The sequence below is a fragment of the Pseudomonas sp. 13159349 genome (assembly GCF_013305685.1).
Taxonomy (GTDB): Bacteria; Pseudomonadota; Gammaproteobacteria; order Pseudomonadales; family Pseudomonadaceae; genus Aquipseudomonas; species Aquipseudomonas asiatica.
The window spans coordinates 2,187,255-2,211,150 of record NZ_CP045553.1 but is presented as its reverse complement, the minus strand read 5'-3'; the positions used below and the strand labels follow the sequence as shown (position 1 = coordinate 2,211,150).

General features: G+C 63.7%; 23 protein-coding genes. 9 read left to right on the top strand and 14 right to left on the bottom strand.

Translation table 11 applies throughout. The features are described from left to right. Positions 1 to 107: 107 nt before the first annotated feature. From acnD to GEV38_RS10420, 4 genes are all read right to left on the bottom strand, one after another. Positions 108 to 2,696, bottom strand: a complete 2,589-nt coding sequence (gene acnD / locus GEV38_RS10435; protein ID WP_015269715.1) for a Fe/S-dependent 2-methylisocitrate dehydratase AcnD — start codon at positions 2,694 to 2,696, stop codon at positions 108 to 110. A gap of 191 nt (positions 2,697 to 2,887) precedes the next feature. Then, positions 2,888 to 4,015: a 2-methylcitrate synthase gene (prpC, locus tag GEV38_RS10430; protein ID WP_015269714.1), complete on the bottom strand. Its 1,128-nt coding sequence runs from the start codon at positions 4,013 to 4,015 to the stop codon at positions 2,888 to 2,890. Positions 4,016 to 4,182: 167 nt separating this feature from the next. After that, on the bottom strand, positions 4,183 to 5,073 hold the full coding sequence (gene prpB, locus GEV38_RS10425; RefSeq protein WP_003259689.1) for a methylisocitrate lyase: 891 nt from the start codon (positions 5,071 to 5,073) through the stop codon (positions 4,183 to 4,185). Continuing rightward, positions 5,070 to 5,786, bottom strand: a complete 717-nt coding sequence (locus tag GEV38_RS10420; RefSeq protein ID WP_013971909.1) for a GntR family transcriptional regulator — start codon at positions 5,784 to 5,786, stop codon at positions 5,070 to 5,072. Before GEV38_RS10420 ends, prpB begins: the two co-directional genes overlap by 4 nt. A gap of 329 nt (positions 5,787 to 6,115) precedes the next feature. On the opposite strand from GEV38_RS10420, the gene GEV38_RS10415 reads away from it, so the two are divergent. The 5 genes from GEV38_RS10415 (at position 6,116) to GEV38_RS10395 (ending at position 11,631) form a co-directional block, all read left to right on the top strand. Beyond that, positions 6,116 to 6,652, top strand: coding sequence for an ATP-dependent zinc protease (locus GEV38_RS10415; protein WP_023662146.1), 537 nt, complete (start codon positions 6,116 to 6,118; stop codon positions 6,650 to 6,652). Positions 6,653 to 6,657: 5 nt separating this feature from the next. Further along, positions 6,658 to 8,193, top strand: a complete 1,536-nt coding sequence (locus GEV38_RS10410; RefSeq protein WP_013971908.1) for an inactive transglutaminase family protein — start codon at positions 6,658 to 6,660, stop codon at positions 8,191 to 8,193. Next, a complete protein-coding gene (locus GEV38_RS10405; RefSeq protein ID WP_013971907.1) occupies positions 8,193 to 9,173 on the top strand; it encodes an alpha-L-glutamate ligase-like protein in 981 nt (326 codons plus the stop codon). Before GEV38_RS10410 ends, GEV38_RS10405 begins: the two co-directional genes overlap by 1 nt. Before the next feature lie 213 nt (positions 9,174 to 9,386). Next, positions 9,387 to 10,730 carry an aminodeoxychorismate synthase component I gene (pabB, locus tag GEV38_RS10400; RefSeq protein WP_054572631.1) on the top strand — a complete coding sequence of 448 codons (1,344 nt, stop codon included), beginning with the start codon at positions 9,387 to 9,389 and terminating at the stop codon, positions 10,728 to 10,730. A 166-nt stretch (positions 10,731 to 10,896) separates the two neighbouring features. Beyond that, positions 10,897 to 11,631, top strand: a complete 735-nt coding sequence (locus tag GEV38_RS10395) for a phosphoadenylyl-sulfate reductase (protein ID WP_015269712.1) — start codon at positions 10,897 to 10,899, stop codon at positions 11,629 to 11,631. A 122-nt stretch (positions 11,632 to 11,753) separates the two neighbouring features. Here GEV38_RS10395 and cysB read toward each other — a convergent pair whose 3' ends face one another. The 3 genes from cysB to GEV38_RS10380 all read right to left on the bottom strand — a co-directional run bounded on the left by cysB (position 11,754) and on the right by GEV38_RS10380 (position 14,427). Next, positions 11,754 to 12,728, bottom strand: a complete 975-nt coding sequence (cysB, locus tag GEV38_RS10390; protein ID WP_013971904.1) for an HTH-type transcriptional regulator CysB — start codon at positions 12,726 to 12,728, stop codon at positions 11,754 to 11,756. Positions 12,729 to 12,857: 129 nt separating this feature from the next. Continuing rightward, positions 12,858 to 13,355, bottom strand: coding sequence for a universal stress protein (locus GEV38_RS10385; protein ID WP_015269711.1), 498 nt, complete (start codon positions 13,353 to 13,355; stop codon positions 12,858 to 12,860). 124 nt (positions 13,356 to 13,479) lie between these two features. Next, positions 13,480 to 14,427 carry a putative 2-dehydropantoate 2-reductase gene (locus tag GEV38_RS10380; protein WP_015269710.1) on the bottom strand — a complete coding sequence of 316 codons (948 nt, stop codon included), beginning with the start codon at positions 14,425 to 14,427 and terminating at the stop codon, positions 13,480 to 13,482. Between the two features lie 231 nt (positions 14,428 to 14,658). On the opposite strand from GEV38_RS10380, the gene GEV38_RS10375 reads away from it, so the two are divergent. Beyond that, entirely contained in the window at positions 14,659 to 15,735 is a 1,077-nt protein-coding gene (locus GEV38_RS10375) for a 3-deoxy-7-phosphoheptulonate synthase (RefSeq protein ID WP_013971901.1), read from the top strand. Positions 15,736 to 15,866: 131 nt separating this feature from the next. Here GEV38_RS10375 and GEV38_RS10370 read toward each other — a convergent pair whose 3' ends face one another. Then, the gene (locus GEV38_RS10370) at positions 15,867 to 16,148 is read right to left on the bottom strand and encodes a GNAT family N-acetyltransferase (RefSeq protein ID WP_003259781.1); all 282 of its coding nucleotides are present in this window, start codon (positions 16,146 to 16,148) and stop codon (positions 15,867 to 15,869) included. A 510-nt stretch (positions 16,149 to 16,658) separates the two neighbouring features. Here GEV38_RS10370 and oprI point away from each other — a divergent pair. Then, complete coding sequence (oprI, locus tag GEV38_RS10365; protein ID WP_003259780.1) at positions 16,659 to 16,910, top strand: outer membrane lipoprotei OprI; 252 nt, start codon at positions 16,659 to 16,661, stop codon at positions 16,908 to 16,910. A 132-nt stretch (positions 16,911 to 17,042) separates the two neighbouring features. Here the strand turns inward: oprI and GEV38_RS10360 are convergent, their stop codons facing one another. The 3 genes from GEV38_RS10360 to GEV38_RS10350 form a co-directional block, all read right to left on the bottom strand. Then, complete coding sequence (locus GEV38_RS10360) at positions 17,043 to 18,020, bottom strand: L,D-transpeptidase family protein (protein ID WP_003259779.1); 978 nt, start codon at positions 18,018 to 18,020, stop codon at positions 17,043 to 17,045. 111 nt (positions 18,021 to 18,131) lie between these two features. Next, complete coding sequence (locus GEV38_RS10355) at positions 18,132 to 18,422, bottom strand: hypothetical protein (protein ID WP_173895791.1); 291 nt, start codon at positions 18,420 to 18,422, stop codon at positions 18,132 to 18,134. Between the two features lie 58 nt (positions 18,423 to 18,480). After that, a complete protein-coding gene (locus tag GEV38_RS10350; RefSeq protein WP_015269709.1) occupies positions 18,481 to 19,086 on the bottom strand; it encodes an arylesterase in 606 nt (201 codons plus the stop codon). Positions 19,087 to 19,096: 10 nt separating this feature from the next. Here GEV38_RS10350 and GEV38_RS10345 point away from each other — a divergent pair, with 10 nt between their 5' ends. Further along, a complete protein-coding gene (locus GEV38_RS10345) occupies positions 19,097 to 19,780 on the top strand; it encodes an ABC transporter ATP-binding protein (protein WP_003259775.1) in 684 nt (227 codons plus the stop codon). Further along, on the top strand, positions 19,780 to 22,287 hold the full coding sequence (locus GEV38_RS10340; protein ID WP_015269708.1) for an ABC transporter permease: 2,508 nt from the start codon (positions 19,780 to 19,782) through the stop codon (positions 22,285 to 22,287). The genes GEV38_RS10345 and GEV38_RS10340 overlap by 1 nt, the downstream gene beginning before the upstream one ends. Before the next feature lie 126 nt (positions 22,288 to 22,413). Here the strand turns inward: GEV38_RS10340 and greB are convergent, their stop codons facing one another. The 3 genes from greB to GEV38_RS10325 form a co-directional block, all read right to left on the bottom strand. Beyond that, positions 22,414 to 22,887, bottom strand: coding sequence for a transcription elongation factor GreB (gene greB / locus GEV38_RS10335; RefSeq protein WP_054572842.1), 474 nt, complete (start codon positions 22,885 to 22,887; stop codon positions 22,414 to 22,416). A gap of 11 nt (positions 22,888 to 22,898) precedes the next feature. Further along, positions 22,899 to 23,207 (bottom strand): hypothetical protein, encoded by a 309-nt coding sequence (locus GEV38_RS10330; protein WP_054572841.1) that lies wholly within the window; start codon positions 23,205 to 23,207, stop codon positions 22,899 to 22,901. A 249-nt stretch (positions 23,208 to 23,456) separates the two neighbouring features. Then, positions 23,457 to 23,894: a DoxX family protein gene (locus tag GEV38_RS10325; protein ID WP_015269705.1), complete on the bottom strand. Its 438-nt coding sequence runs from the start codon at positions 23,892 to 23,894 to the stop codon at positions 23,457 to 23,459. Between the last annotated feature and the right edge of the window lie 2 nt (positions 23,895 to 23,896).

Here is a 23,896-nt window from a genome sequence, read left to right as displayed (position 1 = left end):
CCATCGCCGGCAAGCCAGCTCCCACAGGAACCCAGCTGGCTGCAGGATTGTGCAATCCCTGTGGGAGCTGGCTTGCCGGCGATGGGCCGCAAAGCGGCCCCCTGCAATTAGGCGGTCGCTTCCAGGAAGTCCTGGGCGAAGCGTTGCAGCACCCCGCCGGCCTCGTAGATCGACACTTCCTCGGCGGTGTCCAGGCGGCAGGTCACCGGCACCTCCAGGCGCTCGCCGTTGGCGCGGGTGACCACCAGGGTCAGCGTCGCCCGCGGCGTACGCGCGCCCAGCACGTCATAGGTTTCGCTGCCATCCAGGCCGAGGGTCTTGCGGTCGGTGCCCGGCTTGAACTCCAGCGGCAGCACGCCCATGCCCACCAGGTTGGTACGGTGAATACGCTCGAAGCCTTCGGCGACGATCGCCTCGACACCGGCCAGGCGCACACCCTTGGCCGCCCAGTCACGGGACGAACCCTGGCCGTAGTCGGCACCGGCGACGATGATCAGCGGCTGCTTGCGCTCCATGTAGGTCTCGATCGCCTCCCACATGCGGGTGACCTTGCCTTCCGGCTCGATACGCGCCAGCGAGCCCTGCTTCACGCTGCCGTCTTCCTTGCGCACCATTTCGTTGAACAGCTTGGGGTTGGCAAAGGTGGCGCGCTGGGCGGTCAGGTGGTCGCCACGGTGGGTAGCGTAAGAGTTGAAGTCCTCCTCCGGCAGGCCCATCTTCGCCAGGTACTCGCCGGCAGCACTGTCGAGCATGATGGCGTTGGACGGCGACAGGTGGTCGGTGGTGATGTTGTCCGGCAGCACTGCCAGCGGGCGCATGCCGCGCAGGGTCCGTTCACCGGCCAAGGCACCCTCCCAGTACGGTGGGCGGCGGATGTAGGTGCTCATCGGGCGCCAGTCATACAACGGCGCCACCTTCGGCCCACGGTCTTCCTCGATGGCGAACATCGGGATGTACACCTTGCGGAACTGCTCCGGCTTGACCGCGGCACGTACCACGGCGTCGATTTCTTCGTCGCTGGGCCAGATATCCTTGAGGCGGATTTCCTTGCCATCGACCACGCCCAGTACATCCTTTTCGATGTCGAAGCGAATGGTACCAGCGATGGCGTATGCCACCACCAGTGGCGGCGAAGCGAGGAAGGCCTGCTTGGCATACGGGTGGATGCGCCCGTCGAAGTTGCGGTTACCCGACAGCACGGCAGTGGCGTACAGGTCACGGTCGATGATCTCTTGCTGGATCACCGGGTCCAGGGCACCGGACATGCCGTTGCAGGTGGTACAGGCGAAGGCGACGATGCCAAAGCCGAGCTGCTCAAGCTCCTTCTCCAGCCCGGCTTCTTCCAGGTACAGCTGCACGGCCTTGGAACCAGGCGCCAGCGACGACTTGACCCACGGCTTGCGGGCCAGCCCCAGTTTGTTGGCATTGCGCGCCAGCAGGCCTGCGGCAATCACGTTGCGCGGGTTGCTGGTGTTGGTGCAGCTGGTGATGGCAGCAATGATCACCGCGCCATCTGGCATCTGCCCTGGCACTTCTTCCCAGCTGCCAGCGATGCCTTTGGCCGCCAGGTCGCTGGTGGCGACGCGGGCATGCGGGTTGGACGGGCCGGCCATGTTGCGCACCACGCTCGACAGGTCGAAGCTCAGCGTGCGCTCGTAGACTGCACCGCCCAGGCTGTCGGCCCACAGGCCGGTGGCCTTGGCATAGGTTTCCACCAGCTTGACCTGTTGCTCTTCGCGACCGGTCAGGCGCAGGTAGTCGATGGTCTGCTGGTCGATGGCGAACATCGCCGCAGTGGCGCCATATTCCGGGGCCATGTTGGAAATGGTGGCGCGGTCGCCCAGGGTCAGGGCACGTGCACCCTCGCCGTGGAACTCCAGGTAGGCGCCGACGACTTTCTGCTTGCGCAGGAATTCGGTCAGGGCCAGCACCAGGTCGGTGGCGGTGATGTTCGGCGCCAGCTTGCCGGTCAGCTCGACGCCGACGATTTCCGGCAGGCGCATCCACGAGGCACGGCCGAGCATCACGTTCTCGGCCTCCAGGCCACCCACGCCGATGGCAATCACGCCCAGGGCGTCGACATGCGGGGTGTGGCTGTCGGTGCCGACGCAGGTATCCGGGTAGGCCACGCCACGGTCGTTGTGGATCACCGGCGACATCTTCTCCAGGTTGATCTGGTGCATGATGCCGTTGCCCGGCTGGATCACGTCGACGTTCTTGAACGCCTTCTTGGTCCAGTTGATGAAATGGAAGCGGTCTTCGTTGCGGCGGTCTTCGATGGCGCGGTTCTTTTCGAAGGCCTGCGGGTCGAAACCACCGCACTCGACGGCCAGCGAGTGGTCGACGATCAGCTGCACCGGCACCACAGGGTTGACCTGGGCCGGGTCGCCGCCTTTGTCGGCAATGGCGTCACGCAGGCCGGCGAGGTCGACCAGTGCGGTCTGGCCGAGAATGTCGTGGCACACCACGCGGGCCGGGAACCACGGGAAGTCGAGGTCGCGCTTGCGCTCGATCAGCTGGCCCAGCGAGGCGTCGAGGGTAGCCGGGTCGCAGCGGCGCACCAGGTTTTCGGCGAGTACGCGAGAGGTGTAAGGCAGGCCATCGTAGGCGCCGGGCTTGATGGCCTCGACCGCCGCGCGGGCATCGAAGTAGTCCAGGTCGGTGCCTGGCAGGTGCTTGCGGAATGCAGTGTTCATATCGTTATCAGGCTCGGTCACGGTACGGTCGTGGATAGCTTTCTAGTTGCAGCCCTGTGTCAGCTGTTCCGGCCTCATCGCCGGCAAGCCGGCTCCCACAGGTATTGCACTGCTCCTGAGGCTGGTGCAGTCCCTGTGGGAGCCGGCTTGCCGGCGATGAGGCCGGAACAGACCCCCACAGGTACGGCCTGTCAGCGCTGTTCGATCGGCACGAACTGGCGCTGCTCGACGCCGACATACTCGGCGCTCGGGCGGATGATGCGGTTGTTGGCGCGCTGTTCGAAGACGTGCGCCGCCCAGCCGGTCAGGCGCGAGCAGACGAAGATCGGGGTGAACAGCTTGGTCGGGATGCCCATGAAGTGGTACGCCGAGGCGTGGTAGAAGTCGGCGTTGGGGAACAGGCGCTTCTGCTCCCACATGGTCTTGTCGATGGCTTCGGAGACCGGGTACAGCACCTTGTCACCGACTTCGTCGGCGAGCTGTTTCGACCAGCCCTTGATCACCTCGTTGCGCGGGTCGGACTCTTTGTAGATGGCATGGCCAAAGCCCATGATCTTGTCCTTGCGCTCGAGCATGCGCAGCAGCTCGGCAGTGGCTTCCTGCGGGCTCTGGAAGCGTTCGATCAATTCCATCGCCGCCTCGTTGGCACCGCCGTGCAGCGGGCCGCGCAGGGAGCCGATGGCAGCGGTGACGCAGGAGTACAGGTCGGACAGGGTCGAGGCACAGACGCGAGCGGTGAAGGTCGAGGCGTTGAACTCGTGCTCGGCGTAGAGGATCAGCGACACGTTCATGACCTTGACGTGCAGCTCGCTCGGCTTCTTGCCGTGCAGCAGGTGCAGGAAGTGGCCACCGAGGGTGTCTTCGTCGCTGGTGCAGTCGATACGCACGCCATCGTGGGTGAAGCGATACCAGTAGCACATCACCGCCGGGAACAGCGCCAGCAGGCGGTCGGTCTTGTCGCGCTGGGCCTCGAAGGTCAGTTCGGGCTCCAGGGTACCCAGCACCGAGCAACCTGTGCGCATCACGTCCATCGGGTGGGCGTCACGCGGGATGCGCTCGAGCACTTCCTTCAGGGCTTGCGGCAGGTCGCGCAGGCCCTTGAGCTTGCGCTTGTAGTCGGCCAGTTCGGCTTTGTTCGGCAGCTCGCCGTACAGCAACAGGTAGGCGACTTCCTCGAATTCGGCACCGGCTGCCAGGTCACGCACATCGTAACCGCGGTAGGTCAGCCCGGCACCGGCCTGGCCCACGGTCGACAGCGCGGTCTGGCCGGCCACCTGGCCGCGCAGGCCTGCGCCACTGAGTACTTTTGCTTCGGCCATGGTGTTTCTCCTTTCTTGAACTTGTTATGGATTCTTTCTGGCTAATTCGGGGGTGGCTGTATCGGCCCTATCGCCGGCAAGCCAGCTCCCACAATGTCCTGCACAGGGCTCGAACCTTGTGCGGTACCTGTGGGAGCCGGCTTGCCGGCGATGAGGCCCTCACAGGCTCAACCTTTTTTCTGGGCAAACAGCGCATCGAGGCTCTGCTCGAAGGCGTGGTAACCAATGGCATCGTAGAGCTCCATGCGGGTCTGCATGGTGTCGATCACGTTCTTCTGCGTGCCGTCGCGGCGCAGCGCGGTGTACACGTTCTCGGCTGCCTTGTTCATGGCGCGGAACGCCGACAGCGGGTACAGCACCAGCGACACGTCGACCGAGGCCAGCTCCTCGGTGGTGTACAGCGGCGTGGCGCCGAACTCGGTGATGTTGGCCAGGATCGGTGCCTTCACCCGGTCGGCGAAGGTCTTGTACATCTGCAGCTCGGTGATGGCTTCAGGGAAGATCATGTCGGCACCGGCCTCGACGCAGGCGGCGGCGCGGTCCAGGGCGGCGTTCAGGCCCTCCACGGCCAGGGCGTCGGTACGCGCCATGATCACGAAGCTGTCATCGGTACGGGCATCGACTGCGGCCTTGATGCGGTCGACCATTTCCTGCTGGCTGACGATTTCCTTGTTCGGGCGGTGGCCGCAGCGCTTGGCGCCAACCTGGTCCTCGATATGGATGGCGGCAGCGCCGAACTTGCTCATCGAGCGCACGGTACGGGCGACGTTGAAGGCAGAGGCACCAAAACCGGTGTCGACATCCACCAGCAGCGGCAGGTCGCACACGTCGGTGATGCGGCGCACATCGGTGAGTACATCGTCCAGGCCGCTGATGCCCAGGTCCGGCAGGCCCAGCGAACCGGCGGCGACGCCGCCACCGGACAGGTAGATGGCCTTGAAGCCGGCGCGCTTGGCCAGCAGGGCATGATTGGCATTGATGGCGCCAACCACCTGCAGCGGATGTTCAGCGGCAACGGCGTCGCGGAAACGCTGACCGGGGGTGCTCTTCACAGTCATTTCTCACCTCGTGGGCTGTTGTTGTGGGCGTCCAGATAGTGACGCTCGATATTGCGCTTGGACGCGCCGATGTGGCGGCGCATCAGAAGTTCGGCCAGCTCGCCGTCACGGTCGGCGATGGCATCGAGAATGCGGTGGTGTTCGGCAAAGGCCTGGCGCGGCCGGTTGGGCGTGGCGGAAAACTGGATGCGGTACATGCGCACCAGCTGGTACAGCTCGCCGCAGAGCATCTTGACCAGGGTCTGGTTACCGCTGCCCTGGATGATCCGGTAATGAAAGTCGTAGTCGCCTTCCTGCTGGTAATAGCCCAGGCCGGCCTGGAACGCGGCATCGCGCTCGTGGGTGTCGAGCACCCGGCGCAGTTCGTCGATGTCGGCCTGGCTCATGCGTTCGGCGGCCAGGCGGCAAGCCATGCCTTCCAGCGATTCGCGAATTTCGTACAGCTCGATCAGTTCGGCATGATTGAGCGACACCACCCGCGCCCCCACATGCGGCACGCGCACCAGCAGGCGCTGGCCTTCGAGGCGGTGGATGGCCTCGCGCAGCGGCCCGCGGCTGATGCCATAGGTACGCGCCAGCTCCGGCTCGGAAATCTTGCTGCCGGGGGCGATATCGCCCTTGACGATGGCCGCCTGGATGCGCCGGAAGACGTTTTCGGACAAGGTTTCCGTTTCGTCTGTCAGCACCGGGCTGGGGGTGGATAGGTCCTGCATATTGTCGACACCTTGAAAATCTCTTTGCCAGAAATTAGCGAATTAGACCGAAGCAGTCAAAGACAAAATCAATATTGTCGACAATCGTCTAAGAACGAACTAATGCCAGCCCGGTGCTGTCAGATCGCGCACCGCTGGCGTCAAGGCGCCGGCGTGATAGAATGCCGCGCCTCCGATGGAGTATGGATAGCCTGTCTGTCATCCATTCATGCTGTTGACAGATGAACGAGGAAGCTTGCGCAGTCGCTGCCAGTCGCCTTGCCCTGAACACGGCTCTGAACATGGCTTTGAAAACAGCCCCGAACCTTGCACTGCACCGCGCCAGGAATATGAGACTTACACCCGCATCATTGCTGCTCTGCCTCACCCTGCTGCCGGCCCTTGGCCAGGCCGCAGGCAAGACCGTGTACGGTCTCAACGAATATGCACGCCTGGGCGACCTGGACCTGGAAGTGGCCGCCAAGCTCGACACCGGCGCCAAGACCGCGTCGCTCAGCGCCCGCGACATCAAGCGTTTCAAGCGCAACGGCGAAAGCTGGGTGCGCTTCTACCTGGCCATCGACGCCGCCCATTCGCACCCTATCGAACGCCCGCTGGCACGCGTAAGCAAGATCAAGCGCCGGGCCGGCGACTATGATGCTGAATCGGGCAAGGCCTACACCGCGCGCCCGGTCATCGAACTTGAAATCTGCATGGGCCAGGCCATGCGCACCATCGAAGTCAACCTCACCGACCGCAGCGCCTTCCAGTTCCCGCTGCTGATCGGCTCCGAGGCGCTCAAGCACTTCGACGCGCTGGTCGACCCAAGCCTTAAATACGCGGCCGGCAAACCTGCCTGTGCCACCGACGCTCCCAAAGCAGAGTAATCCCGATGCGCTCTCTTACCCTCCATCTGAAAGTCCTGATCACCGTGCTGGTGCTGTTGGGCGTGGCGGTCACGGCTTATCAGATCTTCGTACTCGGCATCCCGGTAACCGAGGATGAAACCGACGACCTGTGGAACATCGACGCCAAGGTCGAGTTCGTGGCCAGCACCAAGGACCCGGTCAAGGTGCAGATGTTCGTGCCACCGCTGAACCGCGACTACGTCAGCCTCAACGAGAGCTTCATCTCCAACAACTACGGGGTGAGCGTCAACCGTGCCGACGGCAACCGCAAGGTTACCTGGTCGGCCCGCCGCGCCAGCGGCAACCAGACCCTCTACTACCGCCTAGTGCTGACCAAGCGCTACAGCAACGAGAAGACCACGGTCAAAGGCCCGACCTTCCGTGACAGCCTGGCAGTGGAAGGCCCCGAAAAGATCGCCGCCGAGGCCCTGATGGCGCCGATCCGCCAGCATTCGGCCGACGTCGAGACCTTCGTCAGCGAGACCATCAAGCGGGTCAACAACCTCAACGACGACAACGTCAAGCTTCTGCTGGCCGGCGACACCTCGGCCATGAAGAAGGCCCAGGTCATCGACCTGCTGCTGTCGATCGCCCACGTACCGATGGAGAAGGTGCACACCATCCGCCTGGTGGCCGACACCCCGCAAACCCCGGAACTGTGGCTGCGCAGCTTCAACGGTACCGACTGGCTGTACTTCAACCCGGACACCGGCGAGCAGGGCCTGCCCAGCGATCGCCTGCTGTGGTGGACCGGTGACGACAACCTGATCACCGTCGATGGCGGCAAGAAGGCCAACGTTACCTTCAGCATGAACAACAGCGAGATGAACGCCATCCGTCTGGCCAAGCTGACCGACGAGAATACCGACGCCGACTTCCTAGAATATTCGCTGTACGGCCTGCCGCTGCAGACCCAGCAAACCTTCATGATCATGGTGATGATCCCGATCGGTGTGCTGGTGATCCTGGTGCTGCGCAACCTGGTCGGCCTGCAGACACTGGGTACCTTCACCCCGGTACTGATCGCCCTGGCCTTCCGCGAGACCCAGCTGGGCTTCGGTATCGTGCTGTTCACGGTAATCACCGCCCTGGGCCTGTCGCTGCGCTCGTACCTGGAACACCTGAAGCTGCAGATGCTGCCACGCCTGTCTGTGGTACTGACCTTCGTCGTGGTGCTGATTGCCGCCATCAGCCTGTTCAGCCACAAGCTGGGCCTGGAGCGCGGGTTGTCGGTAGCGCTGTTCCCGATGGTGATCCTGACCATGACCATCGAGCGCCTGTCCATCACCTGGGAAGAGCGTGGCGGCGGCCATGCCATGAAAGTGGCCATCGGCACCCTGTTCGCCGCTTCCCTGGCGCACCTGTTGATGATGGTGCCGGAGCTGGTGTACTTCGTGTTCACCTTCCCGGCCGTGCTGCTGATCCTGGTGGGCTTCATGCTGGCAATGGGTCGCTACCGCGGCTACCGCCTGACCGAGCTCGTGCGCTTCAAGGCATTCCTGAAGAAGGCTGACGCCTGATGTTTGGCCTGATCAAGACGTGGAAAGCCCTGGAGGCCCGGGGCATCATGGGTATCAACCGGCGCAACGCGGACTACGTGCTGAAGTACAACAAGCGCCACCTGTACCCGATCGTCGACGACAAGATCATCACCAAGGAGCGCGCCCTGGCGGCCGGCATCCATGTGCCGGAAATGTACGGCATCATCGAGACCGAGAAAGAGATCGAGAAGCTCGACCAGATCATCGGCGGGCGCAACGATTTCGTCATCAAGCCGGCGCAGGGCGCTGGCGGTGACGGCATCCTGGTGATCGCCGACCGCTTCGAGGACCGTTACCGCACGGTATCGGGCAAGATCATCAGCCACGAGGAGATCGAACACCAGATCTCGAGCATCCTCACCGGCCTGTACTCCTTGGGCGGCCACCGCGACCGCGCACTGATCGAGTACCGGGTCACCCCCGACCAGATCTTCAAGAGCATCAGCTACGAAGGCGTGCCGGACATCCGCATCATCGTGCTGATGGGCTACCCGGTGATGGCCATGCTGCGCCTTCCGACCCGCCAGTCCGGCGGCAAGGCCAACCTGCACCAGGGCGCCATCGGCGTGGGTGTCGACCTGGCCACCGGCGTTACCCTGCGCGGCACCTGGCTGAACAACATCATCAGCAAGCACCCGGACACCACCAATGCGGTGGATGGCGTGCAGTTGCCGAACTGGGACGGTTTCATGAAGCTGGCGGCCGGCTGCTACGAGCTGTGTGGCCTGGGCTACATCGGTGTCGACATGGTACTGGACCAGGACAAGGGGCCGCTGATCCTCGAACTCAACGCCCGCCCCGGCCTGAACATCCAGATCGCCAACGACTGCGGCCTGACCCAGCGCACCCACGCCATCGAAGCGCACCTGGAAGCACTGGCCAAGGATGGCATCAGCGAAGATGCCGAACAGCGCGTGCGAGTATCGCAAGGTTTGTTCGGGCACGTGCATCCGCGCTAGCAACCCGGGGGGCCGCTTTGCGGCCCATTCGCAGCACAAGGCTGCTCCTACAGGTTTACGCTATCTCCTGCAGGAGCAGCCTTGTGCTGCGAATGGGCTGCAAAACAGCCCCCCGGCGCCAAACACAATGTTGAATGTCGCGCCCAGCGCTAGGCGCATTTCCTGCACAGGTCTACAATCGCTCTCCTCGCTTTTACATCGCCGTCCACACTGATGCCGACCTGTACGCTCCACCCCCTGCCCTACCAGCCCGACCCTGCCGCCTTTTTCGCCCGCCTGCGCCAGGCCCCCGGTGCGATCCTGCTGGACAGCGCCCGCCCCGGCGCCGAACGCGGGCGCTTCGACCTGCTCAGCGCCTGGCCGCTGCAACACCTGCAGGCGCAGCCCGACGAAGATGGCCGCACCTTCCTCCAGCGCCTGCGCGCCGGCCTGGCACAGCTGGGCCATGCGCAGTTGCCCGCAGGCAGCGAGCTGCCGTTTGCCGGCGGCCTGATCGGCTACCTGAGCTATGACTTCGGCCGCCGCCTGGAACACCTGCCCAGCCTGGCCGTGGACGACCTTGGCCTACCGGACGCGCAACTGGGGCTGTATGCCTGGGCGCTGGTGACCGACCACCAGTGCGCGACCAGCCAACTGGTGTTCCACCCGCGCCTGCCGGACAGCGAACGGGAACGCCTGATCGCCCTGTTCGAAGGTGTCGACAACGCGGAAAGCGGCAGCTTCCAGCTACTCGCGCCGATGGCCGGCGACCTGCAGCCCGAGCAGTACAAGGCCGCCTTTGACCAGGTGCAGCGCTACATCCAGGCCGGCGACTGCTACCAGATCAACCTTACCCAGCGCTTCCGCGCGCCCTGCCAGGGCGACCCGTGGCACGCTTACCAGGCCCTGCGCAAAGCCTGCCCCACCCCCTTCTCCGGCTACCAGCAACTGGCCGACGGCAGCGCCCTGCTGAGCTTTTCGCCCGAACGCTTCATCCGCGTCAGCCAGCGCCAGGTGGAAACCCGGCCGATCAAGGGCACCCGCCCGCGCGCCAGCAACCCGGCAGAAGACATGCGCAATGCCGAGGAGCTGCTGCACAGCCCCAAGGATCGCTCGGAAAACCTGATGATCGTCGACCTGCTGCGCAACGACCTGGGGCGTACCTGCGAGATCGGCTCGGTGAAGGTGCCGGAGCTGTTCAGCCTGGAGAGCTACCCCAACGTGCACCACCTGGTCAGCAGCATCACCGGCCAGTTGGCCAGCGACAAGGATGCCCTTGACCTGATCGGCGACAGCTTCCCCGGCGGTTCGATCACCGGCGCGCCGAAGATCCGCGCCATGCAGATCATCGATGAACTGGAGCCGGCACGCCGGGCGCTGTACTGCGGCTCACTGCTCTACGTGGATGTGCGCGGCGAGATGGACAGCTCGATTGCCATTCGCAGCCTGCTGGTCAAGGGTGGGCAGGTCAGTTGCTGGGGCGGCGGCGCGGTGGTGGCCGACTCCGAGTGGCAGGCCGAATATGAAGAGTCGATTGCCAAGGTGCGGGTGTTGATGGAGACCTTGCAGGGCTTGTGATCGGCGGCGCCTGCTTCGCGGGCTCGCCCGCTCCCACAACTGGCAGATGTGCGCTGTACCTGTGGGCGCAGGCGCCACCGACTCCAGGCCCGCCTAACCCGGCATTTTTTGTTACCATCACCTCACTACGAGCGCACAGCGCCACAGCCAAGATGGAAACCGCCTGATGAGCCAACCCTTCGACGTCGCCGCCCTGGCCGCGACCTATGCCAACAAGTCCCCGCAGGACATCCTCAAGCTTGCCTTCGAGCACTTCGGTGATGACCTGTGGATCTCCTTCAGCGGCGCCGAGGACGTGGTGCTGGTGGACATGGCCTGGAAGCTGAACAAGCAGGTCAAGGTGTTCAGCCTCGACACCGGCCGCCTGCACCCGGAGACCTACCGGTTCATCGACCAGGTCCGCGAGCAGTACAACCTGCCGATCGAAATCCTCAGCCCCGACCGCGCCAAACTCGACCCGTTCGTCAAGGAAAAGGGCCTGTTCAGCTTCTACAAGGACGGCCACGGCGAGTGCTGCGGCATCCGCAAGATCGAGCCGCTGCGTCGCAAGTTGGCCACCGTTAGCGCCTGGGCCACCGGCCAGCGCCGCGACCAGAGCCCGGGCACCCGCAGCCAGGTGGCTGCAGTGGAAATCGACAGCGCGTTCTCCACGCCCGAACGCACCCTGTACAAGTTCAACCCACTGGCGCAGATGACCAGCGAGGAGGTGTGGGGTTATATCCGCATGCTGGAGCTGCCGTACAACAGCCTGCACGAGCGCGGCTTCATCAGCATCGGCTGCGAGCCCTGCACCCGCCCGGTGCTGCCAAACCAGCATGAGCGCGAAGGGCGTTGGTGGTGGGAAGAGTCGACGCAGAAGGAATGCGGGTTGCACGCGGGCAACCTGATCAGCAAGGCTTGAAATAGCCGGGGCTGTTTCACAGCCCATCGCGACACAAGGCCGCTCCTACAGGGGAATGTGATCTCCTGTAGGAGCGGCCTTGTGTCGCGATGGGCCGCAAAGCGGCCCCCTGCAATTCCGGATCAGTGCACCGGCAGCTCGACGCCTTCGAACAGATCTTCCAGCTCCTGCTTGTTATGGCACTGAATGGCCTTGGCCATCACTTCACGGGTCAGGTGCGGGGCGAACTTCTCAATGAAGTCGCACATGAAACCACGCAGGAAAGTGCCGCGGCGGAAGCCGATCTTGGTAATGCTGGCTTCGAACAGCTCGCTGGCATCCAGGGCCACCAGGTCGCTGTCGAGTTTGGTGTCCACCGCCATCTTGGCGACGATTCCCACGCCCAGCCCCAGGCGCACATAAGTTTTGATCACGTCGGCGTCAGCCGCGGTAAACACAACTTTCGGCGTGAGGCCGCGGTGGTTGAACGCTTCGTCCAGCTTCGAACGCCCGGTGAAACCGAACACGTAGGTAACGATCGGGTATTCGGCGACCGCTTCCAGGGTAAGCTTTGGCAGCTTGGTCAACGGATGGCCCTGCGGCACTACCACGCAGCGATTCCACTTGTAGCACGGCATCATGATCAGGTCGCCGAACAGCTCCAGCGCCTCGGTGGCGATGGCAAAGTCGACCGTACCGTCCGCAGCCATTTCGGCAATCTGCATGGGCGAACCCTGGTGCATGTGCAAGGACACTTCCGGGTACTGCTTGATGAAGTTGCTGATCACCGGCGGCAAGGCATAACGCGCCTGGGTGTGGGTGGTGGCGATGGACAGCGTGCCCTTCTTCTCGTTGGAGAACTCCTGGGCAATCTGCTTGATGCTTTCGACCTTGCGCAGGATTTCGCCGGCGGTATTGATGATGCGCTCACCGGCCGGGGTAACGCGGGTCAGGTGCTTGCCGCTGCGGGCAAAGACTTCAACACCCAGTTCATCCTCGAGCAGGCGGATCTGCTTGCTGATACCTGGCTGGGAGGTATACAGGCTCTGCGCCGTCGCGGAGACGTTGAGGTCATGGTGCGCCACTTCCCAGATGTAGCGCAGTTGTTGAAGCTTCATAGGTTTCCCTCGGTTCAGCGATGAGTCCGCGGCAGCAGGCGGCGACGATATATAACTATATTAGTGGTTCTGGAAATAAATCTAGAACTATTTTGTTACATACCACCCCGAAATGGCCTACGGCCATCTTCATGCTTTCCTACGCCCCAAATGCTGCGCCAGCGGCACCATGTATACCGGTACCGGCGACAGCTGCAGCAGCCGTACCGCTGTGCGCCCCAATGGCACATCCACGCCGGCGCCGGCACTATGGCTACCGAAAATCAGCAGATCGACGCTCAGCCGCTGTGCCTGGTCGAGGATCACCTGCGCTGGGTCGCCCTGGCGTACCCGCACTGCCTTGATCACTGCCAGGTCAGCCTCCTCGCCAAGTTCGTCGCGAAAGTTTTCCAGCACACGCTGCTCGATATTGGCCATCACCGTATTCACCCCCTGGCTGTGCAACTGGTCGAGCGTCTGTTCATCCAGGTAGCTCTGCAGGAGAGATTCAGCGAACTGGCCCATGGGCTCCACCGCATGGATCACATACAACTCGGCGCCAAATGTGCGCGCCAGCGCCAGCGCGTGTTGCATGACAAAAGGGGCGTAGACACCGAGGTCGGTGGCATACAGCATGGAGTGGATCATTCGACCTCCTCGACTGCCGCTGCGGCAGAGCAAGCTTCAGCTTAGCAGCGCGCCGGACGCACGCTTTGCCGTCCGGCGCGCTGCCGATGCGGGCTGGAGCGCCCCGACGGGGCCAGAGCCACCCTCAGCGGGGCTGTTGGCCCCGGTCGATGAAAGCCAGCGCCTGATACAGCATCTCCATGCGCGGCAAGTGGCAGCCTGCCGCACGCGCCTGTGCCAACGGCTCGGCATAGATGGCCTGCAGCTCCAGCGGGCGCTTGTGGACATGGTCGTGGTACATGCTGGGCCAGTAGTCGGGCATGCGCTCGGTCACCTGGAACAGGTGCTCGGCATATCCCTCGGGCAACACATAGCCACATGCCGCCGCGCCTTGTACTACCTCCGCCATCAAGGCCTGGATCAGGGCACGGCCATTACTGTCGGCCATCAACGGCGTGGTGCTGGCTCCGAGCAGCACCGACAGGCCGTTATAGGGCACATTCCATACCAGCTTCTGCCAGCGTGCCTGGGCCAGGTCGGGCATGGCCTGCGAGTCGATGCCCGCAGCCCGGAACAGCTCAGCACCCTCATTGACCAGCGCGGCACCGCCATCGTTTGCCGGCCCGCTGTGGTAGCCGAGGTTGACCGCGCCCAGGGCCTGGTGGCGAATCACGCCGGGCGCCTGGCGGTTGACGCAGATGAAACACAGGCCGCCGAGCAGGTGCATGTCGCTGCGCAAGGCCGGACGCAACTGCTCCTCCACGCCCAGACCATTCTGCAACAGCACCACCTTGGCGCCCGGTGCAGCCGCCTGCACGATCAGCGGCGCCAACTGGTCATTGCTGGTGGCCTTGGCACCCACCAGCAGCCAGTCGCAGGGCGGCATGCCGGCGGCACTGGAATAGGCCTGCACCTTTGTCTGCAGTTTGCCATGCTCGGCACTTTCCAGGGTCAACCCCTGCTTGCGGACAACCTCGTACTCGCTGCGCAAAAGAAAATGCACATCGAAGCCGGCCCGGGCCAGCATCAACCCATAGAAGCCGCCGATGGCGCCACTGCCGATGATGCCGATACGTGGTGTGTGCGGGTGCATGCCGATCTCCTGGTAAAAGTCAGCCCTCTTTTTACACAGGTTGCGCGGCGCTGGGCAGCCCATGCACGGCAAACACCTGCCATCTCGGAAAAACCCCACACGGACTGGGCCCAGCCCATTGTCGCGCCACCTGTAACGCGCTAAGGTTCGGCTCCCCGCTGCGATTATTCTTGCTGCTGGGCCGCACGGGGATAGTTGGCGGCCGGCACCCGTGACCTGACGAGTAACACGATGGCTGATTTACCGATCGATGACTTGAACGTTGCCTCCAACGAGACCCTGATCACACCCGATCAGCTCAAGAAGGAAATCCCCCTCAGCGCCAAGGCCCTGCAGACCGTGACTGCCGGCCGTGAAGTGGTGCGCAATATTCTCGACGGCAAGGACCATCGCCTGTTCGTCGTGGTCGGCCCTTGCTCGATCCACGACATCAAGGCCGCCCACGAGTACGCCGAGCGCCTGAAAGTCCTGGCCGAGGAAGTGTCCGACACGCTGTACCTGGTCATGCGCGTGTATTTCGAAAAACCGCGCACCACCGTCGGCTGGAAAGGCCTGATCAACGACCCGTACCTGGATGACTCGTTCAAGATCCAGGATGGCCTGCACATCGGTCGCAAGCTGCTGCTGGACCTGGCCGAAATGGGCCTGCCGACCGCCACCGAAGCGCTCGACCCGATTTCCCCGCAGTACCTGCAGGACCTGATCAGCTGGTCGGCCATCGGCGCCCGCACCACCGAATCGCAGACCCACCGCGAGATGGCTTCGGGCCTGTCCTCGGCAGTCGGTTTCAAGAACGGCACCGACGGCGGCCTGACCGTTGCCATCAACGCCCTGCAGTCGGTATCCAAGCCGCACCGCTTCCTCGGCATCAACCAGGAAGGCGGCGTGTCGATCGTCACCACCAAGGGCAACCCGTACGGCCACGTGGTACTGCGCGGCGGCAACGGCAAGCCGAACTACGACTCGGTCAGCGTCGCCCTCTGCGAACAGGACCTGGCCAAGGCCAAGATCAAGGCCAATATCATGGTCGACTGCAGCCACGCCAACTCCAACAAGGACCCGGCCCTGCAACCACTGGTGATGGAGAACGTCGCCAACCAGATCCTCGAAGGCAACCAGTCGATCATCGGCCTGATGGTCGAGAGCCACCTGAACTGGGGCTGCCAGTCGATTCCGAAGAACCTGGACGAGCTGCAGTATGGCGTGTCGATTACCGATGCCTGCATCGACTGGTCGGCTACCGAGAAGACCCTGCGCAGCATGCGTGCCAAGCTTAAGGATGTGCTGCCGCAGCGTAAGCGCGGCTGATGCAATAAAAGAGCGGGGCCGCTTCGCGCCCCATCGCGACACAAGGCCGCTCCTACAGGGTTATGCGATTTCCTGTAGGAGCGGCCTTGTGTCGCGATGGGGCGCGAAGCGGCCCCGCTTTTTTTACAGAATCAGACCTTGCTCGAATGCCGCTGCTGGCGCTCCATGTAGCGTTCCACGTACGAGCAGGACGGAATCACGGTGTAGCCCATCTGCTCAGCATACTCCAGGGCCCGTTCGGTCAGGGCGGCAGCAATCCCGCGGCCGCGCAGGGCGTTGGGTACGAAGGTGCGATAGATGTCCAGCGTCTGCTTGCCCAGGTCCATGTACGTCAGATAGGCACGATGACCGTCCACGCTGGTCTCGAACTGATGACCGGCCTGGTCATGATGGATGGTCAGCGCTTCGCTCATCACTACTCCTCGCAGGTCTTCTCGGCAGACCCATACCTTAACCGATGGTGGTTTATCCGGCACAGAATCCTCTACGCCACCTGTTGCCCACTTCGACCACTGGACGATTGCAATCGTTCGGATCTTCTGGCACTCACAAGATAGTAGGCGCCGCAGGCAGGATTGCTCAAGGTGGTGGCGGTTAAAAATGGCGAAAATGCAGCCAAATGCCATTCTTGACCGCGCGCCCTGCAGCAACCGGATGTACTAGGGCTTAAGACGCTGGCAGACAGTTAGAGTCACCCTTAGTTCAACAAAAAAGTTCCTGTACTACAGTCGCTTGCGAGCCTTGCACGTTTTTTTCACGGAGCGTGCCGCAAATCTTGTCGAAAAGGCGTCAGGCAACATTTTTTTTGCAGTTCTTGCGCTTAGTCAGTTTACTTACTACAAGTAATGGGTACTATGTACGCCGGCCAGTTTCTCTTTTCCGAGAGATGGCTATTTAATAGAAAGTCCTTGAAGGGGAACACGATGAACAACGTTCTGAAATTCTCTGCTCTGGCTCTGGCCGCAGTTCTGGCTACCGGTTGCAGCAGCGTATCCAAAGAAACCGAAGCTCGTCTGACTGCGACTGAAGACGCAGCAGCTCGCGCTCAAGCTCGTGCTGACGAAGCCTACCGTAAGGCTGACGACGCACTGGCAGCCGCTCAGAAGGCTCAGCAGACCGCTGACGAAGCCAACGAGCGCGCTCTGCGTATGCTGGACAAAGCCAGCCGCAAGTAATAATCCTCACGGATTGTTATGAAGCCGACCCACTTGTGGGTCGGCTTTTTTATTGCCTGCGCACAAGGCAAACGCGCCAGGCAGAAACGAAAAGGCCTGCACTAAGGCAGGCCCGGGTGTGTCGCAATTACCTTACTGCAGTTCGGGCGGAATGCTCGAAACCATCGGCGCACCACCCTGGTTTTCGGTCGGTACGGCAATTTCCACCGGCATGCCATCTTCCGCGGCCACCACATCACGCACCATGTCCCAGTTCATGCGTAGGTTATTGGCCAGGTCTTCTCGCTTGAGCAAGGCATTGATAACAGCAGTGTGTTTATCGACCACCGACGGATTACCCTGGTCGTCCAGCGGCGTGTGCGCCTCCAGATAGACCTTGCCACCACTGATACCGAACTTGTAGGGCTCGTTGATGATGCGCACCGGCGTACCCACCGGCACCATCTTCGACAGTTCCAGCACGTTGTTGTTGAGCATGCGGAAGCAACCGTGGCTGGTACGCATGCCAATGCCGAACTTCTTGTTCGAACCGTGGATCAGGTAGCCCGGCACGCCGAGGGTGAACTTGAACGGCCCCAGCGGGTTGTCCGGGCCAGCCGGCACCACGCTCGGCAGGATGTCGCCGTCAGCCGCGTGCTCGGCACGGATGGACGCTGGCGGAGTCCAGGTCGGGTTTGGCGTCTTGGCAGTGATCTTGGTATTGGCGATCGGCGAACCCCAGCCTTCACGACCGATGCCCAGCGGGAATGTATGCACCACGTTCTGCCCTTTCGGGAAGTAGTACATACGGTATTCGGCCAGGTTGATAACGATGCCTTCACGCGGGCCAGGCGGCAGGATGTAGCGGGTCGGCAGGATGATCTCGGTGCCGGCACCTGGCAACCACGGGTCCACGCCCGGGTTGGCGGCGATCATTTCCAGGTAGCCGAGGTCGTTGGCAGTGCCGATATCGGCGAACGTGTCCTCGTACTTTGCCTTGATCACATGCACCTGGCCGATGATGTCTTCACCGGGTGGTGGCAGTGGCAGCTCCAGCGCAGCAGCGGGGCCTGCTACCAGCAGGGCGGCCAGGGACAGGCTACGGGTGACGGCAGGAAAGCGCGGCAACATCCGGTAAATCCTTCGAAAGGTGGGTCAAGAGAATCGATTGTACACCCGCGCCGATGCAAGCGGGAGGCATTGGCGCCATGCAAGCGTTTCAGATGATGAAAGGTGCGGCGTTCAGCCGCCCTGCAGCTCTGGCCACACCGGGCGCATGCCGCGCCGCTGGGCATCGAGGATGGCGCGGCACAGGTCGCACAGGCGGCCATCGCGGTAGATCGAGCGCGGCACCCCCGACCAGCACGGTTGCGCCGGCAGCAGGCCACCGCACAAGGTGCGATCGGCCGGTACGCCCAGCTCCAGCTGGCGGGCCACGAGGTGGACGCGGATTTCCTGGCAGGCGAACAGGTCGAGCTGCTCATCAGGCTCGATCAGTTGGTAGGCATACAGGGACCAGGCAGGGCGCGGCATCGGTGGCACTCGAAACGGGGGGCGCAACATTAGCCGAAAGCCGGCGCCGTTTAAAGCGTCACAGCAAGGGTTTTATCGCCGGCCAGGCATTTTCCAGCAGGCGCTGCTGGGCGGCCTGGGCCGGGTGAATGCCATCCGCCTGCATCAACTCAGGCACGCCCCCTACCCCCTCGAGGAAAAACGGCACCAGCGGCACCTGTTTTTCCGTCGCCAGCTGCTCATACACCTGGGCGAAGGCGGTGGTGTAGCGCACGCCATAATTGGGTGGCAGGCGCATGCCCAGCAGCACCACCTTGGCACCGGCCTTGCGCGAGCTCTCGATCATCGAGGCAAGATTTTGTTGCAATTGCGCTGGCGGCTGCCCACGCAGGCCATCGTTGCCGCCCAGTTCCAGTACCACCAGGCTCGGCTTGTGCGCTGCAAGCAGCGCCGGCAGCCGCGCCTGGCCACCTGCACTGGTGTCGCCGCTGATCGATGCATTGACCACCTTGTCGTCGAAACCTTCGTCCCGCAGGCGGGTCTGCAACAGGGAAACCCAGCCCTGGCGGGTATCCAGGCCAAAACCGGCGCTGATACTATCGCCGACAACCAGCAGTGTTCCCGCCGCCGCGCTCTGGGCCAGGCAATACAGGGCCAGACCGGCACTCAACCACCACACTCGCATCGGATTCTCCATGGGCCCCAGCATTCTCGTTGCGCAGAACCTTAGCAAAGTGGTCCCCAGCGCGGAAGGTGACCTGACCATCCTGCACGCCCTGTCCCTCGACCTGGCCCAAGGCGACAGCCTGGCAATCGTCGGCGCCTCGGGTTCGGGCAAGTCGACCCTGCTCGGCCTGCTCGCCGGCCTCGACCAGCCCAGTGCCGGCAAGGTCATCCTTGCTGGCCACGACCTGGGGCCGCTGGATGAAGACCAGCGCGCGCGGGTGCGCGCCGAACATGTGGGTTTCGTGTTCCAGTCGTTCCAGTTGCTCGACAGCCTCAATGCCCTGGAGAACGTCATGCTGCCGCTGGAACTGGATGGCCGCCGCGATGCCCGCGAACACGCGCGCACCCTGCTCGAACGGGTCGGTCTGGGCAAGCGCCTGAGCCACACTCCGCGCCAGCTTTCGGGCGGCGAACAACAACGGGTGGCCATCGCCCGCGCCTTCGCCGCGCAACCGGCAGTGCTGTTTGCCGACGAACCCACCGGCAACCTCGACAGCCACACCGGCGAACGCATCAGCGACTTGCTGTTCGAACTGAACAAGGAGCGCGGCACCACCCTGGTGCTGGTTACCCATGACGAACGCCTGGCCCGGCGCTGCCGCCGCCAGATTCGCCTGGATGCGGGCCGCCTGGTGGCCCCGGCGGAGGCCTGATGACCCACATGCCGCTGTCCCGCCTGTGCGGCCTGGCCCTGCGCCAGCTGCTGCGCGACATTCGCGCAAGCGAAGTGCGCGTGCTGTTCTTCGCCCTGCTGGTGGCGGTCGCGGCCAGCACTGCCATCGGCTATTTCGGTGCCCGCCTCAACGGCGCCATGCAACTGCGCGCCAGCGAGTTCCTTGGTGCCGACCTGGTGCTGCAGGGCAGCGCCCCGGCCCGCGACCAGCAGATCGAGGCCGGCAAGGCACTGGGCCTGCGCCACGCCCAGGTCGTCGAGTTCACCAGCGTGGTCGGCGGCGACAACGGCATCCAGCTGTCCAGCGTCAAGGCTGCCGACGGTGCCTACCCATTGCGCGGGCAAGTGCGCAGTGCTGCGCAGCCCTATGCCACAGAAACCCCGGGCGGCGGCCCGGCACCTGGCGAAGCATGGGTCGAACCACGCCTTTTGGCGGCATTGGGGCTGAAGGTTGGCGACAGCATCGACGTGGGCATGAAGACGCTGCGCATGAGCCGCGTACTGACCTACGAACCGGACCGCGCCAACAACTTCTACAGCCTTACACCACGGGTAATGATGAACCTGGCCGACCTGCAAGCCACCGGCGTGGTCCAGCCGGGCAGCCGGGTCACCTACCGCGACCTGTGGCGCGGCGATGCCGAAGCGCTGGCCCAGTACCGCGGGGCACTGAAAAAGGACCTGGCCGCCAACCAGCGCCTGCGCGACACCCGCGATGGCAACCAGCAGGTCGGCGGCGCGCTGGGCAAGGCCGAGCGCTACCTGAACATGGCCAGCCTGGTGGCGGTGCTGCTGGCAGGCGTTGCCGTGGCCCTGTCGGCCAGCCGCTATGCCGCACGCCGCCTGGACGCCAGCGCCCTGCTGCGCTGCCTGGGCCTTTCGCGCCGCCAGGCACTGGGCCTGTACTGCCTGCAGCTGGCCATGCTCGGCCTGGTCGCCGCGCTGGCCGGCGCCCTGCTCGGCTGGCTGGCGCAACTGGGCCTGTTCCGCCTGCTGCATGGCCTGTTGCCAAGCGTGGTGCCTGCAGGCGGCATCGTCCCAGCCCTGGCCGGCATCGCTACCGGGCTGGTAGCCCTGGCCGGTTTCGCCCTGCCGCCAATTGCCGCGCTGGGCCAGGTACCGCCGCTTCGCGTGCTGCGCCGCGACCTGCTGCCGATACCGCCCAGCAGCTGGCTGGTGTACGGTGCGGCCCTGTTCGCCCTGGGCCTGATCATGTGGCGCCTGAGCCTCGACCTGCTGCTCACCTTCGCCCTGCTCGGTGGCGGCCTGGTCGCCGCTCTGCTGCTCGGCGGCCTGCTGCTGCTCGGTTTGCGCAGCCTGCGCCAATTGCTGGCCGGGGCACCACTGACCTGGCGACTGGGGCTGGGCCAACTGCTGCGCCACCCCATGGCCGCTGCCGGCCAGGCACTGGCCTTCGGCCTGATCCTGCTGGCCATGGCCCTGGTCGCGCTGCTGCGCGCAGAACTGCTCGACACCTGGCAAGCGCAGCTCCCCAAGGATGCACCCAACCATTTCGCCCTGAACATCCTGCCGGATGATCGTGAGCCCTTCGCCCAACACCTGCAGCAGGTCAATGCCGCCTCGGCGCCGCTGTACCCGGTGACACCCGGCCGCCTGGTAAAAATCAACGAGCAACCGGTGCAGCAGGTGGTCAGCAAGGACTCGGCAGGTGAGCGCGCCGTTCAGCGCGACCTCAGCCTGACGTGGGCGGCCGAACTGCCCGAAGGCAACGCACTGACAGGCGGCAACTGGTGGCAGGCGTTGCCCGCCGAAGATGAAATCCCCGGTGTGTCGGTGGAGGCGGAACTGGCCAACAGCCTGAAGCTGCAACTGGGTGACCTGCTGACTTTCGACATCGGCGGCCAGCAACGCCAGGCACGGGTCAGCAGCCTGCGCAGCGTGCACTGGGACAGCTTCCAGCCGAACTTCTACATGATCTTCCAACCCGGCACGCTGCAGGGGCTCCCGACCACCTACCTGACCAGCTTCTATCTGGCACCGGGCCATGACCTGGATGTGGTGGCGCTGTCACGGGCATTCCCGGCAGTGACCATCCTGCAGGTGGACGCCTTGCTCGATCAGCTGCGCAGCATCCTCGCCCAGGTGACCCTGGCGGTCGAGTATGTGTTGCTGTTCGTGCTGGCAGCCGGGCTGGCGGTGCTGTTCGCTGGCTTGCAGGCAACGCTGGACGAGCGCATCCGCCAGGGCGCCTTGCTGCGTGCGCTGGGCGCAGCGCGGCCATTGCTGGTCAAGGCGCGGCGGATCGAGTTCGGCTTGCTGGGTGCGGCCAGCGGCTTGCTGGCGGCGTTCGGGTGCGAGCTGATTACCCTGGTGCTGTACCGCTATGCCTTCGACCTGCAATGGAGCCCGCATGTATGGTTGCTGCTGTTGCCCCTGGCAGGGGCGCTGCTGGTAGGTGGGGCGGGGGTGCTGGGGACGCGGCGGGCGTTGAATGCCAGCCCGTTGGCGGTCTTGCGGGAAGGGTGAGACTTACCTGTCAGGGCCCTATCGCCGGCAAGCCAGCTCCCACCTCGACCGCATCGGCCTCGAGGCATGCGCTATCCCTGTGGGAGCTGGCTTGCCGGCGATAGGGCCATAACAGGCAATATCAGATCAGTGCCCGTAGCTGATGCTGTTCACATACCAGGTCGCTTCACCGGTAGGTGTGTGCACCACCACCTCATCACCCTCCTCCTTCTTCAGCAAGGCGCGAGCCATGGGCGAGTCGATCGAGATGTAGTCATTGCGCCCATAGATCTCGTCATACCCGACAATGCGAAACTTCATGGTCTCGCCCTCGTCGTTCTCAATCTCCACCCAGGCACCGAAAAACACCTTGCCCTCCTGCTGCGGCGAGTAGGCCACCACCTTCACATCTTCAAGACGCTTGCGCAGGTAACGCACCCGGCGGTCGATCTCGCGCAGCAGCTTCTTGTTGTACTGGTAGTCGGCATTCTCGCTGCGGTCGCCCAGCGAGGCCGCCCAGGTAACCTTCTGGGTAATCTCCGGGCGGTACACCCGCCACAGGTGGTCCAGTTCTTTCTTCAGCGCCTCATGGCCTTCCGTGGTGATGATATTGGTACTCAACAGCGCGCTCCTCAGCGGCGGGTAATCAAGCCTTGACGCGCGATACGGGTGAGGTGGCCGATGATATCTGCGGCCTCGTCCGGCGCCGGGGCCTGGATCACGGCCAGGTCGAAACGGTCATTGCCATACTGCGCGAGGTGACAGCCGCTATCGGCAAACTGGATCAGAAAGGCCCGCGCCTGGCCCTTGCGCCTGGACAGGCCTTCAAGGTGACGCAAAAGAGTGGGTTGATGCTGGCCGCCGAGCAGGATGCGCGGTGTGCGGGACGCCTGGCTGGCAGGCAAGGGGCTCAAACAGACACTGGTACGTGGGCAACTCATGGAGCTTCTCTCCGCCTCGCGAATCCCGCTGGGCAGCGGTGGGAGGCGTCACCGAACCAGCGCTTTAGCGGTATTTCGGATGACCCGGAGAGGGGCTTTCCTGCGCCCCGCAAGTAGCTGTTTAAATCGGCGCAGACGGTATGCTAGAGCCATGAGCTGGAAGTTGCAAGCAACAAGCCGCAAGCAGTGGCAGGCCAATACTCGGTCTGCTCTTGCTTGCGGCTTGTTGCTTGTAGCGTGCAGCTGTCGTTACCGGGCGATCAGGCGGTCCAGCGAGAAGCGGCCAGCGCCTTCGATCAGCACCGCGACGGTGCCAGCCAGCAGGGCCAGGCCGAACTCATAGCCGTTGTTGGACATGAACAGGCCGTTGCCGATGTGCACCGAGAGGATCGCCACCACCAGGGTCACCGCCAGCACCAGGGCCGCCGGGCGGGCCAGCAGGCCGATCACCAGCGCCAGGCCGCCGAAGAACTCGGCACTACCGGACAGCAGGGCCATCAGGTAACCCGGGGCCAGGCCGATGCTCTCCATCCACTGGCCAGTGCCTTCCAGGCCATAGCCACCGAACATGCCGAACAGTTTTTGCGCGCCATGCGCAATGAAGATGATGCCGACCAGGATACGGATGACGCTCAGGCCAGCGCCGGCGCGGGTGGAGAACAGAGCGTTGAGGGTAGCGTTGTTCATGT

What these genes read in the sequence shown, in the direction of transcription:
- acnD (WP_015269715.1), bottom strand. Translation starts at nt 2,696, where the DNA reads ATGAACACTGCATTCCGCAAGCACCTGCCAGGCACCGACCTGGACTAC.
- prpC (WP_015269714.1), bottom strand. Translation starts at nt 4,015, where the DNA reads ATGGCCGAAGCAAAAGTACTCAGTGGCGCAGGCCTGCGCGGCCAGGTG.
- prpB (WP_003259689.1), bottom strand. Translation starts at nt 5,073, where the DNA reads ATGACTGTGAAGAGCACCCCCGGTCAGCGTTTCCGCGACGCCGTTGCC.
- GEV38_RS10420 (WP_013971909.1), bottom strand. Translation starts at nt 5,786, where the DNA reads ATGCAGGACCTATCCACCCCCAGCCCGGTGCTGACAGACGAAACGGAA.
- GEV38_RS10415 (WP_023662146.1), top strand. Translation starts at nt 6,116, where the DNA reads ATGAGACTTACACCCGCATCATTGCTGCTCTGCCTCACCCTGCTGCCG.
- GEV38_RS10410 (WP_013971908.1), top strand. Translation starts at nt 6,658, where the DNA reads ATGCGCTCTCTTACCCTCCATCTGAAAGTCCTGATCACCGTGCTGGTG.
- GEV38_RS10405 (WP_013971907.1), top strand. Translation starts at nt 8,193, where the DNA reads ATGTTTGGCCTGATCAAGACGTGGAAAGCCCTGGAGGCCCGGGGCATC.
- pabB (WP_054572631.1), top strand. Translation starts at nt 9,387, where the DNA reads ATGCCGACCTGTACGCTCCACCCCCTGCCCTACCAGCCCGACCCTGCC.
- GEV38_RS10395 (WP_015269712.1), top strand. Translation starts at nt 10,897, where the DNA reads ATGAGCCAACCCTTCGACGTCGCCGCCCTGGCCGCGACCTATGCCAAC.
- cysB (WP_013971904.1), bottom strand. Translation starts at nt 12,728, where the DNA reads ATGAAGCTTCAACAACTGCGCTACATCTGGGAAGTGGCGCACCATGAC.
- GEV38_RS10385 (WP_015269711.1), bottom strand. Translation starts at nt 13,355, where the DNA reads ATGATCCACTCCATGCTGTATGCCACCGACCTCGGTGTCTACGCCCCT.
- GEV38_RS10380 (WP_015269710.1), bottom strand. Translation starts at nt 14,427, where the DNA reads ATGCACCCGCACACACCACGTATCGGCATCATCGGCAGTGGCGCCATC.
- GEV38_RS10375 (WP_013971901.1), top strand. Translation starts at nt 14,659, where the DNA reads ATGGCTGATTTACCGATCGATGACTTGAACGTTGCCTCCAACGAGACC.
- GEV38_RS10370 (WP_003259781.1), bottom strand. Translation starts at nt 16,148, where the DNA reads ATGAGCGAAGCGCTGACCATCCATCATGACCAGGCCGGTCATCAGTTC.
- oprI (WP_003259780.1), top strand. Translation starts at nt 16,659, where the DNA reads ATGAACAACGTTCTGAAATTCTCTGCTCTGGCTCTGGCCGCAGTTCTG.
- GEV38_RS10360 (WP_003259779.1), bottom strand. Translation starts at nt 18,020, where the DNA reads ATGTTGCCGCGCTTTCCTGCCGTCACCCGTAGCCTGTCCCTGGCCGCC.
- GEV38_RS10355 (WP_173895791.1), bottom strand. Translation starts at nt 18,422, where the DNA reads ATGCCGCGCCCTGCCTGGTCCCTGTATGCCTACCAACTGATCGAGCCT.
- GEV38_RS10350 (WP_015269709.1), bottom strand. Translation starts at nt 19,086, where the DNA reads ATGCGAGTGTGGTGGTTGAGTGCCGGTCTGGCCCTGTATTGCCTGGCC.
- GEV38_RS10345 (WP_003259775.1), top strand. Translation starts at nt 19,097, where the DNA reads ATGGGCCCCAGCATTCTCGTTGCGCAGAACCTTAGCAAAGTGGTCCCC.
- GEV38_RS10340 (WP_015269708.1), top strand. Translation starts at nt 19,780, where the DNA reads ATGACCCACATGCCGCTGTCCCGCCTGTGCGGCCTGGCCCTGCGCCAG.
- GEV38_RS10330 (WP_054572841.1), bottom strand. Translation starts at nt 23,207, where the DNA reads ATGAGTTGCCCACGTACCAGTGTCTGTTTGAGCCCCTTGCCTGCCAGC.
- GEV38_RS10325 (WP_015269705.1), bottom strand. Translation starts at nt 23,894, where the DNA reads ATGAACAACGCTACCCTCAACGCTCTGTTCTCCACCCGCGCCGGCGCT.